Origin of the sequence: Halobacillus faecis, from assembly GCF_007991335.1 — a bacterium.
GTDB classification, from domain to species: domain Bacteria; phylum Bacillota; class Bacilli; order Bacillales; family Halobacillaceae; genus Halobacillus; species Halobacillus faecis.
Window position 1 is genome coordinate 60142 of sequence record NZ_BJYD01000017.1, and the last position, 14787, is coordinate 74928.

General features: G+C 43.1%; 16 protein-coding genes, 1 pseudogene and 1 other annotated feature. Of the genes and pseudogenes, 7 read left to right on the plus strand and 10 right to left on the minus strand.

What is annotated here, in order from left to right; all coding sequences use genetic code 11:
* The first annotated feature begins 36 nt into the window (after positions 1-36).
* Positions 37-873 carry an STAS domain-containing protein gene (locus HFA01_RS09060; protein WP_146815430.1) on the plus strand — a complete coding sequence of 279 codons (837 nt, stop codon included), beginning with the start codon at positions 37-39 and terminating at the stop codon, positions 871-873.
* A gap of 17 nt (positions 874-890) precedes the next feature.
* Here HFA01_RS09060 and HFA01_RS09065 read toward each other — a convergent pair whose 3' ends face one another.
* Positions 891-1667, minus strand: a complete 777-nt coding sequence (locus HFA01_RS09065; RefSeq protein WP_146815432.1) for a nucleotidyltransferase domain-containing protein — start codon at positions 1665-1667, stop codon at positions 891-893.
* Positions 1668-1738: 71 nt separating this feature from the next.
* Between HFA01_RS09065 and HFA01_RS09070 the strand changes: the two genes are divergently transcribed.
* Positions 1739-2692 (plus strand): nuclease-related domain-containing protein, encoded by a 954-nt coding sequence (locus HFA01_RS09070; protein ID WP_146815434.1) that lies wholly within the window; start codon positions 1739-1741, stop codon positions 2690-2692.
* A gap of 171 nt (positions 2693-2863) precedes the next feature.
* On the opposite strand, the gene HFA01_RS09075 is transcribed toward HFA01_RS09070, so the two are convergent.
* The 5 genes from HFA01_RS09075 to HFA01_RS09095 all read right to left on the minus strand — a co-directional run bounded on the left by HFA01_RS09075 (position 2864) and on the right by HFA01_RS09095 (position 7472).
* A complete protein-coding gene (locus HFA01_RS09075) occupies positions 2864-4123 on the minus strand; it encodes a glutamate-5-semialdehyde dehydrogenase (RefSeq protein WP_146815436.1) in 1260 nt (419 codons plus the stop codon).
* Between the two features lie 20 nt (positions 4124-4143).
* Positions 4144-5274 (minus strand): glutamate 5-kinase, encoded by a 1131-nt coding sequence (gene proB / locus HFA01_RS09080; RefSeq protein WP_146815438.1) that lies wholly within the window; start codon positions 5272-5274, stop codon positions 4144-4146.
* Between the two features lie 39 nt (positions 5275-5313).
* Complete coding sequence (gene proC, locus HFA01_RS09085) at positions 5314-6156, minus strand: pyrroline-5-carboxylate reductase (protein ID WP_146815440.1); 843 nt, start codon at positions 6154-6156, stop codon at positions 5314-5316.
* A 314-nt stretch (positions 6157-6470) separates the two neighbouring features.
* On the minus strand, positions 6471-6800 hold the full coding sequence (locus tag HFA01_RS09090) for a thioredoxin family protein (protein WP_146815442.1): 330 nt from the start codon (positions 6798-6800) through the stop codon (positions 6471-6473).
* A 57-nt stretch (positions 6801-6857) separates the two neighbouring features.
* Positions 6858-7472 (minus strand): DUF421 domain-containing protein, encoded by a 615-nt coding sequence (locus HFA01_RS09095; protein WP_146815444.1) that lies wholly within the window; start codon positions 7470-7472, stop codon positions 6858-6860.
* Positions 7473-7574: 102 nt separating this feature from the next.
* Positions 7575-7789: a binding site (T-box leader), on the plus strand.
* Between the two features lie 39 nt (positions 7790-7828).
* Here HFA01_RS09095 and argS point away from each other — a divergent pair.
* Together argS and HFA01_RS09105 are read left to right on the plus strand one after the other, a co-directional pair.
* Positions 7829-9511 (plus strand): arginine--tRNA ligase, encoded by a 1683-nt coding sequence (gene argS / locus HFA01_RS09100; RefSeq protein ID WP_146815446.1) that lies wholly within the window; start codon positions 7829-7831, stop codon positions 9509-9511.
* Positions 9512-9583: 72 nt separating this feature from the next.
* Positions 9584-9814, plus strand: a complete 231-nt coding sequence (locus tag HFA01_RS09105) for a hypothetical protein (RefSeq protein WP_146815448.1) — start codon at positions 9584-9586, stop codon at positions 9812-9814.
* Positions 9815-9857: 43 nt separating this feature from the next.
* On the opposite strand, the pseudogene HFA01_RS09110 reads toward HFA01_RS09105, so the two are convergent.
* Positions 9858-10379, minus strand: a pseudogene (locus HFA01_RS09110) (AAA family ATPase).
* Positions 10380-10931: 552 nt separating this feature from the next.
* Between HFA01_RS09110 and HFA01_RS09115 the strand changes: the two are divergent.
* Positions 10932-11414, plus strand: coding sequence for a ribonuclease H-like YkuK family protein (locus HFA01_RS09115; protein WP_146815846.1), 483 nt, complete (start codon positions 10932-10934; stop codon positions 11412-11414).
* 13 nt (positions 11415-11427) lie between these two features.
* A complete protein-coding gene (locus HFA01_RS09120) occupies positions 11428-11688 on the plus strand; it encodes a DUF4190 domain-containing protein (protein ID WP_146815450.1) in 261 nt (86 codons plus the stop codon).
* A gap of 45 nt (positions 11689-11733) precedes the next feature.
* Here the strand turns inward: HFA01_RS09120 and HFA01_RS09125 are convergent, their stop codons facing one another.
* Together HFA01_RS09125 and eutH are read right to left on the minus strand one after the other, a co-directional pair.
* Positions 11734-12387 carry a peroxiredoxin-like family protein gene (locus HFA01_RS09125; RefSeq protein ID WP_146815452.1) on the minus strand — a complete coding sequence of 218 codons (654 nt, stop codon included), beginning with the start codon at positions 12385-12387 and terminating at the stop codon, positions 11734-11736.
* Positions 12388-12411: 24 nt separating this feature from the next.
* Positions 12412-13530 (minus strand): ethanolamine utilization protein EutH, encoded by a 1119-nt coding sequence (gene eutH, locus HFA01_RS09130; RefSeq protein ID WP_218027763.1) that lies wholly within the window; start codon positions 13528-13530, stop codon positions 12412-12414.
* A gap of 138 nt (positions 13531-13668) precedes the next feature.
* On the opposite strand from eutH, the gene HFA01_RS09135 reads away from it, so the two are divergent.
* A complete protein-coding gene (locus HFA01_RS09135; protein WP_146815454.1) occupies positions 13669-14073 on the plus strand; it encodes an ion channel in 405 nt (134 codons plus the stop codon).
* Positions 14074-14216: 143 nt separating this feature from the next.
* Here HFA01_RS09135 and msrA read toward each other — a convergent pair whose 3' ends face one another.
* The gene (gene msrA, locus HFA01_RS09140) at positions 14217-14690 is read right to left on the minus strand and encodes a peptide-methionine (S)-S-oxide reductase MsrA (protein ID WP_146815456.1); all 474 of its coding nucleotides are present in this window, start codon (positions 14688-14690) and stop codon (positions 14217-14219) included.
* Positions 14691-14787 lie beyond the last annotated feature (97 nt).

Genomic DNA, 14787 nt, shown 5'->3' on the forward strand with positions numbered 1-14787 from the left:
CAAATAGAGGCTCATAGAACAGAGAGGAGCTTGCAAATGGAACCGAACCAAGCTTTACATGACTTTCTTTTGCAAAAAGCTGAAGTTTTAACAGATGAGTGGTACAATTCTCTGAATCAACATGACGTTTCAGGGGTGTATGCAGCTACGGATTCAGAAGTCGTCGATCATTTAAAAGCTCAGAACTATGAATTTCACAAATATATGCGCCAGCTTTTCATATTGGAGCGTGACGAATTTTTCAAACAAATCAACGGGTGGATTATTAATGTCGGTAGAGATCCGCAGCATTTAAACACACCTACCCACGAAATCATTCGGGAATTCATGCGTGTTCGTGAACAGTATTTGGATTTCCTGGAAGAATTCATCCTTCAACAGGAAACGCCTGTATCCCGCGACCTAGAAAATGAATGGAAACGTTTGTTAATCGAAGTTTTTGATGAGATCATGTTTAAAGTTACAGAAGAAAAATCCAATCAGTTGAACAGAAAAATTGACCATCAACGTACGGTGATTAACGAATTGAGTTCACCGCTCATTCAGTTATCCAATGACCGGGCCTTACTCCCATTAGTCGGTAATATTGATACCGAACGTGCGACGGCGATTTTGGAAAACACCTTGAAAAACTGTACGGAAGAGGATATTGATGTCCTTTATATCGATCTATCCGGTGTTTATCTCGTTGACACGATGGTGGCTCAACAAATTTTTCAATTGATTGATAGTTTACAACTGATTGGTGTTTCATCAACCGTTGTCGGTATTCGACCTGAAATTGCTCAGACAGCCGTTCAGCTCGGTGTCGACTTCAGAAATGTCACAACCACCGCCACGCTCTCTCAAGCGATGGCCGGTCAATCATTCTAATCGTTAGAACTCCCTGATCAGGGGGTTCTATTTTTCATTTCTTCTATCATTCTCTTCAAGAAAGGAATGGTATAAGTTTCACTCCCCCAATAATCTTCAAGCCACTCCAGATGGTCTTCCATCATAGCAGCCATTTGAACCACGGCCTTTTCATGACGGTCCAATGATATACTACGATACACGTTCTCCATCTCCTGAACATGAGCAGATGGAAGTGCATGTGGGACAGCCTTTAAACCCAGCTGCGCTCGATCCGGTGCGTATTTTTTCAGTAGAACCTTTGCCACATTCACGCCTATATCGTTGGCTACCTTTACAGCCCACAGGTCATTCCCACGATCAGCCGCTTTCTTGTATTGCAGGAAGAAGAAAGCCGTGTCATCGACCGCATATAAAAAGTCCTTTTCAGATAAATAGAGATTCTGATGAGATTCATGCTTTTCCATACGCTGTTCCTGATCATAGAGAACGCGGAAAAAATCTTTATGTACGAGTGTTTCCTCAGTAACCGTAAAAAGATCCACGTGAAGCAAATTTTCATACACAGCAATGATTTGTGGAGCGATAATAAAGATATCATCATAAAAAATGATGTGCTGGTAGCTTTCGAGATGCTTTTGTCTATTTTTCAGAAAAGCTTCCTTGTCCACCTCATCGACCAGCACATACAAATCCACATCCGAGTGCTCGTCTTCCTCCCCGCGCCCCATCGACCCCTTTAAAAAAACAGCCTTCACGAGATCATCTGCTTTCAAGCTTTCCGTGATCTTTTCTACTGCTTCTCTTTGTCTCATCCAATCCCTCCTAAAAATAAAGATTACACCATCATATAATAGAATGAATTTTTTGTAAAAGGAGTTAGAACATGTCTCGAGAAAAATCACTAGAACTCTTAAAGCTTGAATCTCTTCTTAATAGGGTTTCCACCCATCATCCCCTCAGAGAGGAAATGGCAAACCGTTTAGGCCGCTTGTCTGCCGGGCATTTTGGTGAGTCAACAGCTGAACACTACATGAAGTACTTTCCAGGAATAAGCAGGCAGGATGTCAGGCTTCACGATGGGATCCAACCTTTTCAGATAGACACTCTGCTTATTTCTAAGGAATGCCTGGTTATTTTGGAAGTAAAAAACTACAAAGGGGAACTCCATTTCGATCTTGACCAACGGAAACTCATAAGAACAATAGATGGAAAAATCGAGATATTCCAAGATCCCTTTATACAAGTAGCACTGCAGAAATTTCAATTGCAACGCTGGATCAAGAGATCCGGCTTCCCCTCCATCCCCATCTACTCCTTCATAGTCATCGCAAACTCCAATGCCTCTCTTACATTCCAAGGAGAAGATCTTAGTAAAAGAAAAAGAGTCATCTTCGCAAAACAACTACCGACTCACCTAACGAAATTCATGGAAAATTTCAAAGGAAAAAATGTGTGGACTGACGATCACTTGGACGAATTCTCAGCACGGATTAAGGCTGAATATATCCCCTATGATTCAGATGTCATGAAGCAATATGGCATTTCAAAAGATGAGCTCAATTGGGGAGTGCCGTGTCCCTCGTGCCGCTTACTTGGTATGGTTCGGCGCCGTGATCATTGGCTTTGTGAAAGTTGTGGATCTAAATCAAAAGATGCTCATCTACATTTATTGAAAGATCATCAATTGCTGATCGGAGACACGATTACAAATGCAGAATTCCGTGCTTCAACTGGAATCGGGTCCGTAAAGGTGGCTCGTACTCTCCTAAACCAATGCTGTACCCACAACAATCGTCACTCGAAGGCAAGAAAATATACGATAGATTTAGTTAGGTAACCTTCAGCAGCCGTTAAGTCACTTTCCTTACCAGTTAGGGCACTTTAAATTCAGTTAGGGCACTTTGCGATCGCGTTAAGTCACTTTCCCCCACCATTAGGGCACTTTCCTACCCTCCTCATCACAAAAAAGAAGGGAAACTCTTGAGAGTTTCCCTTCCACAAAAGAACCTTATCTAATTTGGCCGGTTCCCTTCATTAAGAACTTCACTGTCGTCAGTGCAGGAAGTCCCATAGGGCCACGGGCATGCAATTTTTGTGTGGAAATACCGATTTCGGCTCCGAATCCTAGCGCACCACCGTCTGTGAAACGTGTGGAGGCATTGTGATAAAGCGCGGCAGCATCCACTAGTGCAAAGAATGTCTGTGCTGCTTCATCATCTTCGGTCACAATCGCTTCTGAGTGTTTCGTGCCGTACGTTTCGATGTGTGCGATCGCATCGGTTAAATCGTCTACAGCTTTAACGGCGATGTCTGTGCTCAAGTATTCGTTCGCCCAGTCTTCTTCGCCGGCAAGTACAGAACCTGGGATGATATCCAGGATATACTCATCGCCGTGTACAGCAATGTTGTTTTCTTTCAATGCTGCGATAAGCGCATCTTTATTGTCGTTCAACCACTCTTTGTGGACGACAAGTGTTTCTGCAGCGTTACATACCGCCGGGCGGTCTGTTTTCGCGTTCACGAGAATGTTGATCGCTTTTTCAACGTCTGCATGTTTGTCGACATAGATGTGGCAGTTCCCAACACCTGTTTCAAGTACAGGTACGGTTGCGTTCTCAACGACAGCCTGGATCAACTTGCCGCCACCACGTGGGATGAGAACGTCGATGTGTTCTTTCATTTTGAAAAGTTCATTCGTTGCTGCGCGGTCTGTGGATGCGATGAATTGTACCGCTTCTTTCGGAATCTTCGTTTCTTCAAGACCACGGTGCATCACTTCAACAATTGCCTGGTTCGAGTTAATTGCAGAAGATCCACCCTTCAGAACAATCGCATTACCAGATTTCAGCGCAAGACCAGTCGCATCGACGGTCACGTTCGGGCGTGCTTCGTAAATCATACCGATGACACCTAAAGGTACGGTTACTTTTTCAACTTGCAGACCATTTTCAAGTGTCCAATCTGTCACCACTTGACCAGTCGGATCTTCAAGTTTGGAAACATCACGTAACCCTTGGGCGAACTCAGCTACACGTTCTTTAGAAAGGGATAGACGGTCCATAAATGCATCGGTGAAGCCTTTTTCACGTCCATTCGCCAGATCTTTCTCATTGGCAGCTAAAATTGTCTCGTATTCACGTTCAAGTACATCGGCTAAGTGATTCAGCGCCTGGTTCTTCTCTTCTTCAGAAAGAATCATCAATTTCTTCGAAGCTTTCTTCGCTTCCATTGCTTGTGCTTCAACGTTTACATTAGTTGTTAGTGTCATCAAAGACCTCCTTGATTATTTTAAACACCTACGGGCAGGGCAACGTCTAAGTGGCAGACAAAATCTTTACGTTCAATTGCTGCTTGTTCATAAGACTCAAGTTCAGGTTCAGTCAGGCTGATCATTTCTTCCATTTCATCTGAAGAATAATTGACAACGCCTAGACCGATCTCATCTCCATCAAGATCGTGAATGCGCACAACGGCACCTTTTTCAAAACGTCCTTTTACATGATGAACGTTCATCGGCAGGAGACTTTTCTTCATTTCAACAATGGACTCTTTTGCACGATGGTCGATAATGACTTCACCTTCTGGCCCAGAGTTGAAAGCAATCCACTGCTTCTTCTGGTCAAGGTTTTCAGAGTCTGTCGTTGTTTCAAAATACGTTCCTGTTGCATTTCCGTACACAGCATCATAAACGATGTTCGGCGTGTTTGCTTTTCCTAAGAAGGAAGAGATGCCGGATGCCATGGAAATCTTGAATGCGTCAATCTTGGACTTCATACCGCCTGTGCCGACTGCACTACCTGGATCACCAGCTGCGGCTTCGATTTCTGGGGTAATTTCGTGGACTTTATCAAGTAGTTTCGCGTCCTCATTTTTTCTAGGGTCTGCATCGTAAAGTCCGTCAATATCGGAAAGGATGATCAATTGATCTGCGTCCACAAGTCCTGCTACTTTTGCAGAAAGTGTATCGTTATCACCGAATTTCAGTCGATCGATCGTAATTGTGTCATTTTCGTTGACGATTGGGATAATGCCGCGTTCAAGCAGGACATTAATCGTATTACGTGCATTGTTGTAGCGGTCTTCGTCAGAGAAGTCGCTGCGGGTAATGAGGATCTGGGAACCCATATAACCGTGGGATAGGAAAAGATCGGAATAAGATTCCATCAACAATCCCTGGCCAATGGATGCGGCTGCCTGTTTTTCAGGCAAAGAGCTCGGGCGCTCAAGACAACCGAGTTTACGATAACCTGCGGCTACGGCCCCTGAGGATACGAGTAGAACTTCGTGGCCATCGTCTTTCAATTGGACGACTTCATCTACTAATTTTTCTAATTTGCGGCGGCTGACTTCACCGTGCATGCTGGTGAGGGAACTACTCCCTATTTTAATTACTACCCTTTTTTTATCTTGACTCAACATATCACTCCTGTTTAACTTTTTCGCATCAATTTGCTTTGTTTACTTACTGCCTACAAGTAGTCCTTCAAGTTCTTTGCTTAATTCTTTCGAGCGGCTGGCTGCTCCTTTAATCGCTTCAGAGATGGCGTAACCTCCACCTGCTTCATCAAGAGCGTTGAGCCCTGCAGCTGTTGTACCGTTCGGAGATGTCACGTTTTCACGTAGTTCTGTCGGGCTTTCATCACGTTCCAACATCATTTTTGCTGCTCCAAGCAACGTTTGTGCTCCGATTTCACGAAGAGTTTCGCGATCCATGCCTTCTGCACGACCCGTCTCTTCAATGTGTTCCATTAAATAATAGAAGTAAGCGGGTCCGCTTCCTGCTATTCCTGTGAATACGTCCATTTTATCTTCTTCAATGACGAAAACTTCGCCAATGGATTTCAGTAGTTCTTTTGCTACAAGTACATTGTCCATGTCTGCAAAACGTCCTGGCGAAATGGCTGTCGCAGATTCGCGAAGCATGCTTGACGTATTAGGCATCACACGGATGACTTGCTGTCCTTCATTCAATCGTTCTTCCATATATGATGTTGAGATTCCCGCAAGTACAGAAACAAGTACTTGGTTTGCTGTCAATTTATCTTTTAAATCAGCAAGTACAGCATCAATATCTTTCGGCTTCATTGCCAAAATGAACTGATCGACTTCTGCAAAGTTCAATTCATCTTTCAATACTGTGCGTACGCCGTATTTAATATTTATTGTGTTTAAACGTTCTTGATTACTTCTATTGGTCACGATGATGTTCTCAGCTGGAATATTGCCGGATTCCACCATGCCTGAAATCATCGCTTCAGCCATAGAGCCTGCACCTAGAAAAGCAATCGTTTGTTTAATCATTTGGGTTAATCTCTCCCGTTCGCATTTTTTGTTCGCTTTGTTTAAGACGTTTTTCATCATAACATTGGGCAAATCTTATTCAAGGGGTTTTAGGCAAGTCGGGTCTATATACGCCAATTAGTTAGTGTAAACGGTTTCATGGAGAGGTATTTCCAATTCATCGCTTCTCATCGCAAATAATCTCGTCTCAGACATGTATTTGCGGATTGAATTTTCAAGAAAAGCCGGAGAAAGCAAAATTGAGGGAATTATCAGACTTTATTTTTGTATGATCATATGAAAAAAAACCATCTGTTGAGGGTTTCAACAGATGGTCATCCTTCATTAATGAAATGATTCAGTTTGGCAAGTTGCTGGTTCAGTTCCCCGAGTGGAACAAAGCGGGCTTTGCGGAATAATTCTTTCCCTTCAGAATAGATCAAAACAGCTGGCACCGTCATGACTGAAAACTCTCCGGCCACTTGCGGAACTTCATCAGCGTTCACATGCCTGGATACAATTTCAGGATAGTCGTTCAATAAGTTCTCTACTTGCGGAAGCAAACCATGGCAGACCGAACATCCGGGCCTGGATACATAAACAATCGAAAGCGGATGTTCATGAACAAATCCCTGTAGTTCTTCAATGGTGTTTACGGATTCCACTTTTCTCACCTCTGTTCCATTATATCAAGGAATAGATCAAAATGCCTGCACGGGGACTTAATTTAAACGATCTGGATGAACGTGTTGGTGTTGCTTCGTTTCTACTTCCTTAAATAAATCTTCAGCAGGAGGTTTCGCTGTCGGGATTTGTGCGGCCTGATTTGGATTTAACATCTGTTTCAACGAAAGAATTTGTTGGTATAAGTCATCAATGTCCTGCTTTGTCGCTGGTCTTTTATGTTCTTTAAACTCAAACCCGACCTGCCCGTTTGGTTCCAGGGTCGCCGACTTAAGGTCAGCAATGGACGTGACGTTGCTCTGCCTTAACTTCATCTCCAACTGGTCAACAGTAAAACGTAGTTTCTTTATATTCTTTTCATTTAACTGTCCATTTTCAATAATGGATACAGACCTGCCTGTGAGGAAACGTTCCATAAAATCGAATTTCACCTGGCTGAATTCCATAACCATCAGTGTAAGGACAAGCACTCCCCCAACGCCGAATGTCACCCATATATTTTTCCCCGCCACAGGTTGGATCAGTAAGGAACCGATCGCAATCATGATGACTGTCTGTGATAAAGTCATCTGTGAAATGGATTTCCGACCAGCAATACGAAGAATGATTGTCCCTACAATAATAATGAGAACAGCTTTCCAAATCCAATCCATCATCGATCACCTCTATATCGTATGTTCACCTAAATAAACCAAGATATTCGCAAAGAAAGGATTGCAAAAGGGAATGCTTTCCGCTATAATCTTTTCAAATATAGAAATTCTAGGAAAAAGAGAGTAGCTACCAGAAACAGACCAGCGACTCAGGGGGGGTGGAAGCCTGAGCAGGATTTCAGTAGTGAAACGGACTTTTGAGAAGCTTTCCTGAATCATAGAGTAGGGAAAAAGCCGGGGACGCCCCCGTTAACAACGTCGAGTGGCTATTCGATAGCTATAAGAGTGGTACCGCGAGCACAAACCTCGTCTCTTTTTTAGAGACGAGGTTTTTTATTTTTATGGAGGTGTCGTTTATGGAAAAACAAATACTTGCCCTGCAGATCGCTCATATCCTTGGGGAGGAATATCCACGGGATTGGGTGCAGCAACAGATTGAAACCCCTAAGCAGTCCAGCCATGGTGACCTGGCTTTTCCTTGCTTCCCCCTGGCAAAGACGTTGAAAAAAAGCCCGCATCTGATTGCTGAGGAAGTTTCCAGTCAATTGAAACACCCGATATTCAAAGATGTGCAGACAGTAGGCGGCTATATTAATATTTTTCTTGATCAGGGGTTTGTCGCTGAACATACGTTGAACCAATTTTACCAGGACCCGGAAGCCTTTGGGGCTCACGAATTTGGAAAGGGAAAGACTATCGTCCTTGATATGTCAGCTCCGAATATTGCCAAACCTTTCTCTATGGGCCATTTAAGATCCACGGTCATTGGAAACGCCCTTTCCAACCTTGCTCAAAAATGTGGATATGAAACCGTGAAGATCAATTACATCGGAGACTATGGTACTCAGTTCGGAAAACTATTAGCCGCTTATCTCAAATGGGGCCAGGAAGAAAGTCTCAAGCAGAATCCAATTCAAGAATTGACCCGAGTGTATGTAAAGTTCCACCATGCTTCAAAAGAAGATCCATCCTTCATTGACGAAGGTAGAGAATGGTTCAAGAAATTGGAGGATAACGATGAAGAGGCGATTGCCTTGTGGAAATGGTTTAAAGCCGTTTCACTGGAAGAGTTTGAAAAGATTTACAATCTCTTAAGCATCACCTTCGACTTGACGCGCGGCGAAGCCTACTACAATGATAAAATGGATACGACCATCGACATGCTGCAGGAAAAGGGATTGTTGGAAAAATCGGATGGAGCTCAAGTCGTCCGCCTTGATGAGGAAGAATTACCTCCCTGCCTTATTCAAAAAAGCAATGGCACGACCATTTATGCCACAAGGGATATAACAGCTGCGATTGATCGGAAACAAACGTATAACTTTGATGAAGCCCTCTATGTGGTCGGCCATGAGCAAACCCTTCATTTCCAGCAGATCAAGCATGTGTTGAAAAAAGCAGATTTTGCCTGGGCGGATCAATTAAAACATATCTCTTTTGGAATGATGCTTCAAGACGGCAAGAAAATGTCCACACGTCAGGGGAAGACCGTTTTACTGGAACAAGTGCTGCAAGAGGCCATTTCCCAAGCTGCGAATAATATAAAGGAAAAGAACCCTCAATTGAAGAACGCTGAAGAGGTCGCGGAACAAGTTGGAGTAGGTGCTGTCATCTTTCACGACCTTAAACACGATCGTCGCAATGATGTCGAATTTTCTTTGGAAGATATGCTTACTTTTGAAGGCCATACGGCTCCATACCTTCAGTACACCTATGCTCGAACCGTATCTTTACTGGAAAAAGGGAACTTTGATCCCAATAATCCTGTAACAGACGTTCAAACAGCATCCGCTTGGCCACTGATCAAAACCATCCGCCTTTTCCCTGAAGTGATTGAAAAGGCTTATCAGGAGTATGACCCATCCAAACTTGCCAAACACCTGTTGGACGTTGCCCGTCACTTCAATAAATTTTACGCCCTTACAAAAGTAGTGGGAAGTGCAGAGGAACAAGCACTCCTTTCATTGATTTATGCCGTTAACTACCAATTAAAAGACGGTTTGTCCATTCTCGGGATTCAGGCACCTGAAAATATGTAGCATATAGAATTTTAGAACTTCCACCTTCCTTCTATTATAATAGAGGTAACAAAAGGGAGAGGAGCACATCCTATGTACCCGATTTATTACGGACTTGCCATCATTGCCTCGCTAGCTGCTTTGATAGGCACAATCGTTATAGCTAAAAATGTAAACAAACCCGAAAACACATCGTCACCTGAAGATGATGCCAAGCAGTTGAAGAATGCCGGGAGTGACACGGGGAGCATTCCATTACTGACGACCATTTACGCCATCACATTTGTCATAACAGCTATTCTCATGTGGATCTTTATTTTTTAACACATGTAAGGAGAAAAGGTGCGCCTTTTCTCCTTTTTTGTTTTTATAAAGAGGACTTTATAATCAAATCGGCTTGGCTTTCAGGATCGGTCGTTACTATGTAGTAATCTTCCGCTTTCCAGTACCGTTCCTTGAATTTATCGATATTCTTTCTCGTTTCCTTACTTTCTCTTAAAAACCTTTCTTCTCTTGGACACTGGACCTAGACCACAAAATCAAAAAAACTTCGCCACTCTTCCCTTTGCAAAAATACACCTTCTATAATAACTAAAGCCCTCTCTTTTTCGAGCGCTTCAAATAAGTCTTCCTTTAATGCTTTGACATCCCATTGTAGAAAATAATATTCGTACCATGGTTCATACCCGGTATTGTATCTCCTCTCTCTTTCCACCACGTAATCATCGATGTGATACGTTACGACTGGAAAAGAAGATTTCTTGAGTTCCTTTTCTATTTTCTCAGTAAGCGTCGTTTTCCCTGAACGACTCAAACCATCAATTCCGAATATGAATCTTTCTCCTGCGTTTAAAGAAGGAATTCTTCGAAGGACCTCCTCGACCACCATCCCCCCTCCTTTCGTTATTGTTTTATTCATATCGAACGTGTGTGTTTTTCTACTGACTGATGCAAACCACTGAAATTCGTTGTTTCCCTGCCCCCGTATCCATGGCCAGGGAGTGTCATCCATTATTTCAACCAGACCAGGCTTCCTTTAAGGGAGCGCGGTATGTGCTCAGCTCGCTCCCGCGGAAAGCGAGTCATTCCCCACAGCCCCCATCTCCTCAACATACGTCTCGAAACTGAGTCTTCAAATAAAGGGAGTTTTTATTTAACACTTAGTTCCGGAACTTCTGTGTAATCCTCCTTCTCGATTTGCGGTACTGATACCCTTGGTACATAGAGAACAAAACTTTTTTTCAATGAAAATGTACATAAATTTTTCAACACTGACACATACTCTCGATAAATTCATGTTATCTTTCGTGTAGGTCTATGAATATCTTAATAACAGAATGGTCACTAGCTCATTGACGTACAATCCCTTTCTTTTGAAAAATTTAAGGAGTTGGCTACTGTGAACCAATCCCATGTATTTCAAAACCTCACCCATAAAAAAATGAAGTTCGAAGAAGTGTTTTCTCATATTCTGACGTTTATGAAAAGTGATCCGATCGGGGATTACAAGTTAATGATGGGGACGGATTCCCAAGTTCATCCCTCCCACACCCTGTTCATTACCGGCATTGTCATCCAACGAGTGGGAAAAGGGGCCTGGGCCTGTTTCCGCAAAGAAGTCGTGCACAGACAAATGACTACCCTGCATGAACGTATTTCCTACGAGACATCATTAACGGAACAAGTGGCTTCCTTGTTTACAGAAGAAAAGAAGAACACCCTCATTGAAGTTGTCCTCCCTTATATCTATAAAGGAGCCACGTTTACAATTGAAGGGCACATTGATATTGGGAGTGGAGATCGAAACAGGACAAGAGTCTATGTAAATGAAATGATGGCCAGAATCGAGTCCCTCGGAATGGAAGCGAAGATTAAACCGGATTCCATTGTAGCAAGCAGTTACGCCAATCGATATACAAAGTAGTGGGCGGTGATTGTTGATGTATCAAAAGACCGTTACCTCTTGTGTGTTAGGAATGATGTCTATTTTTCTTCCCTTTGTCGGTATCATTCTTGGATGGTTCGGATTTCTTTTCGCAAATAAAGCTCTTGATGAACTCTCCACAGATGCCCCGGGATATCGTTACGCCCTAGGTGGAAAGATATGCAGCATCGTTGGGCTTTGTCTACAGTCCTGCATCCTTATATTCATCCTTGCTGCCTATTTCTTTTTTATGAATCTGAATCTCTTTATGTAAAAAAATGAAAGCGCCCTCCGGATCTAGAGGGCGCTTTGTAAGCTATTAATTGTTTATTTTTTTTAATTCTTCAAGAACATCAGATGGTTCGGCTCGATCTTTGTAATCAGCCTTCGTGTAGTCATACACAATCGTCCCATCTGTATCAATGATATAAGTGGCGGAGACAGGCAGGGTCCATGTTTCGTCGCCATTGTGTTTATCCACGTTCAGCCCTTTGTCTTTGTACACCTCAACCAGATAATCTGGTAATGGATACACTAAGTTATATTGATTGGCCACTTCATTTCCAACATCGCTCAGTACGTGATAGTTCAGTTCATTTTTCTCCTGGGTGGTCAATGACTGATCGGGAGTTTGTGGACTGATCGCCATTAATTCAGCTCCTTGTCCATGAATCTCATCTAAAATCTGCTGATAGGCTCTCAGTTCCATGTTGCAGTAAGGGCACCAGCCTCCGCGGTAAAAAGTAAGAACAACCGGTCCACTTTTCAATTGTTCATACAGTTCGACCGTTTCTCCCTTCGCGTCAGGCAAATTGAAGTTTGGCGCTTTCTCTCCTGTAGACAAACCCTCTCCGTCATTTGAAGATTCAAGTTCATCAATCGCTTTCTTCATCTTTTCTTGAATTTCCTCAGGAGTTGCTTTCTTGAATTTTTCAATGTATTCATGATAATGCTTTCTCATTTCTGTCTTCATGAAAAAACTCCTTTTTCATTAGATTCACTTTTCATTATATAGAGTTTCGACACTCGAAGAAAATGATTTGCTTTCTCTCGTCATCCACAAAGCCAGTCCAACAGCCAAGAGGCCTGCTGTCAATTTACCGATCAATACTGGAAAAATCATATCCTTTTCCACACTCGCTACAAATGCGAAATGACTGCCTATGACGAACGCTCCACTCACGGCAAATGCAGCGTTGACCGTTTTTCCTCGTTCATCCATGTCTTTCATCGTCGCCAGCATAGGTAAATGATGCGCCGTGGAAGCAATCAAACCTGTTAAGGACGTAGAATTCATCCCTAATCTACCACTCAGTCGCCCTATCCATTTTTCTCCCCGCTGATTGATGAAAGCAACAAGAGGATATGCGCCAGCTAATGTAACGGTAATCCTTCCGACAATAACCATCCCGTAAGATAAAGGAGCCATCCCCGGGAGGACAACAAACCCTGTCAGTGTTTCGATAATTATGAGAGCGAGACCAGTAATAATCATAATTTCAATGGTTTTTCCGAAATAAGAAAATAACCGGATCGTTACGTTTGTGAACAACCACAACCCTGTCCCGATGACAGCGGAAAGCAAGATTGCCGGCGTCAAATTACGTAACATCCAAACGGATTCATATCCTGCCAGAGCACCCCCGACAAAGCATCCGATCGGCACCGTAACTAAACCTGCTAAAATTCCTCTTGAAAAGAAGGGACGATCCTCCTTTTTTACAATCGTAAGCGCAACAGGAATAGTGAAAACAAGCGTTGGGCCCATCATCGTGCCGAGGAGTGCCCAGGAAAAAGTAGCCGCTTCCTCTTCTAAAGCTAGGGTTTCTGCCAAAGGGTAGGCCCCCATATCAATAGCAAGCATCATGGATGCAAACATCGATGGATCTGCCCCAAACCATAAAAACACCGGGCGGATGACTGGGGCCAACCACTGGGACAGTACAGGAGCGAGGGAGATGATTCCTACCATCGAAAGAGCAAGCGGTCCCATCATCATAAACGCTTCGTAAAACCGCCAGCCGAGAGATAGGCGATGATTAAGTACATAATAATCAAGCGCTCCCAATACCATGAAAGCACACATCACGATCAATATCGCGTCATTTATCCACAAAAGCCCAGCCCCTTTCCTCTCATTTATGTTTACAGCAACTTCTACACAGGGTAGTACTTTTTCTATAACGGCTTGCTCGTCTTTACCCAGGGGACGCTGAAATAGCCTTTCCATATTACTTAAAAAGGAGAAGAGAAAATGGTACAAACTCTATTCCTCGTTGCAATCATTTTCATTGCAGCGAATCTCGTGTACTTTTTCACGAATAAAACGTACAGAAAAAGCTACTTCAGCACAGCACTCTTTTTTCAATTATTTTTTGTCCTCACAGGTCTCTTATTGGGATTTGCACTCCTTTACTATCTGCTATCGATAGATCGAGTCATTCTAATTACTAGTCTATCATCCCGGGAACCTGTCGACCCAACCTTTTTGGACTTGCTTTACTTTAGTGGGGAAACATTGTTGAGCGTGGGTTATGGGGACATGCTGCCTGTTGGGATGGCACGCTTTTTTGCATTGCTTGAATCAGGAATCGGCATCCTTCTCCCTACAGCCTATTTCTTAAAAGCCATGGATGTATCCAGGCAAAAGGAAGATTGATTCTTCCAACAACTTTTATGGATGATCAGAGATTTGGCAGAACCCTTATGAGGCATCCACGCCTCCCTGATTCATAGCACAAAGTTTTTTGAAGCTGAGCCTCACCGAAATAAAAAGGACCCTTATGAAAGGGTCCTTTCTTATTATCCAATGGAGCATGCGGCGGAGCCATGCTTTTGCAAATATTTCTGGTGATACTCTTCGGCTTCATAAAAGGTCGTAGCCTCTTCTACTTCTGTCACAATAGGACGTTTGAAAATCCCTTTTTCTTCCCACTCTTTAATTTTTTCTTCAGCAATGTATTGCTGGCTTGCATCTGAATAAAAAATGACAGAACGGTATTGGTGACCAACGTCGATTCCCTGCTTATTGCGGGAAGTCGGATCGTGAGCTTCAAAGAAGATATTCACAAGTTCTGCATAGGTGATGACAGTTGGATCGTAGTTCACTTTCACTGATTCCGCGTGTCCACTCTTACCTGCTTTAACTTGCTCGTATGTCGGGTTCTCCAGATGGCCGCCAATATAACCGACCTTCGTTTCTGTAACCCCTTCAAATTTTTCAAAAAATGCTTCTACTCCCCAAAAACATCCTGCACCGAAAATAGCTGTTGCCATTTGACATCTTTCCTTTCCCTTAACGCAACTTCTATCGAGAGCCTTGACGGTTATGGTGCTTATACGAAAAGACCCCTTTTCTTATCCAGTAAGAAAA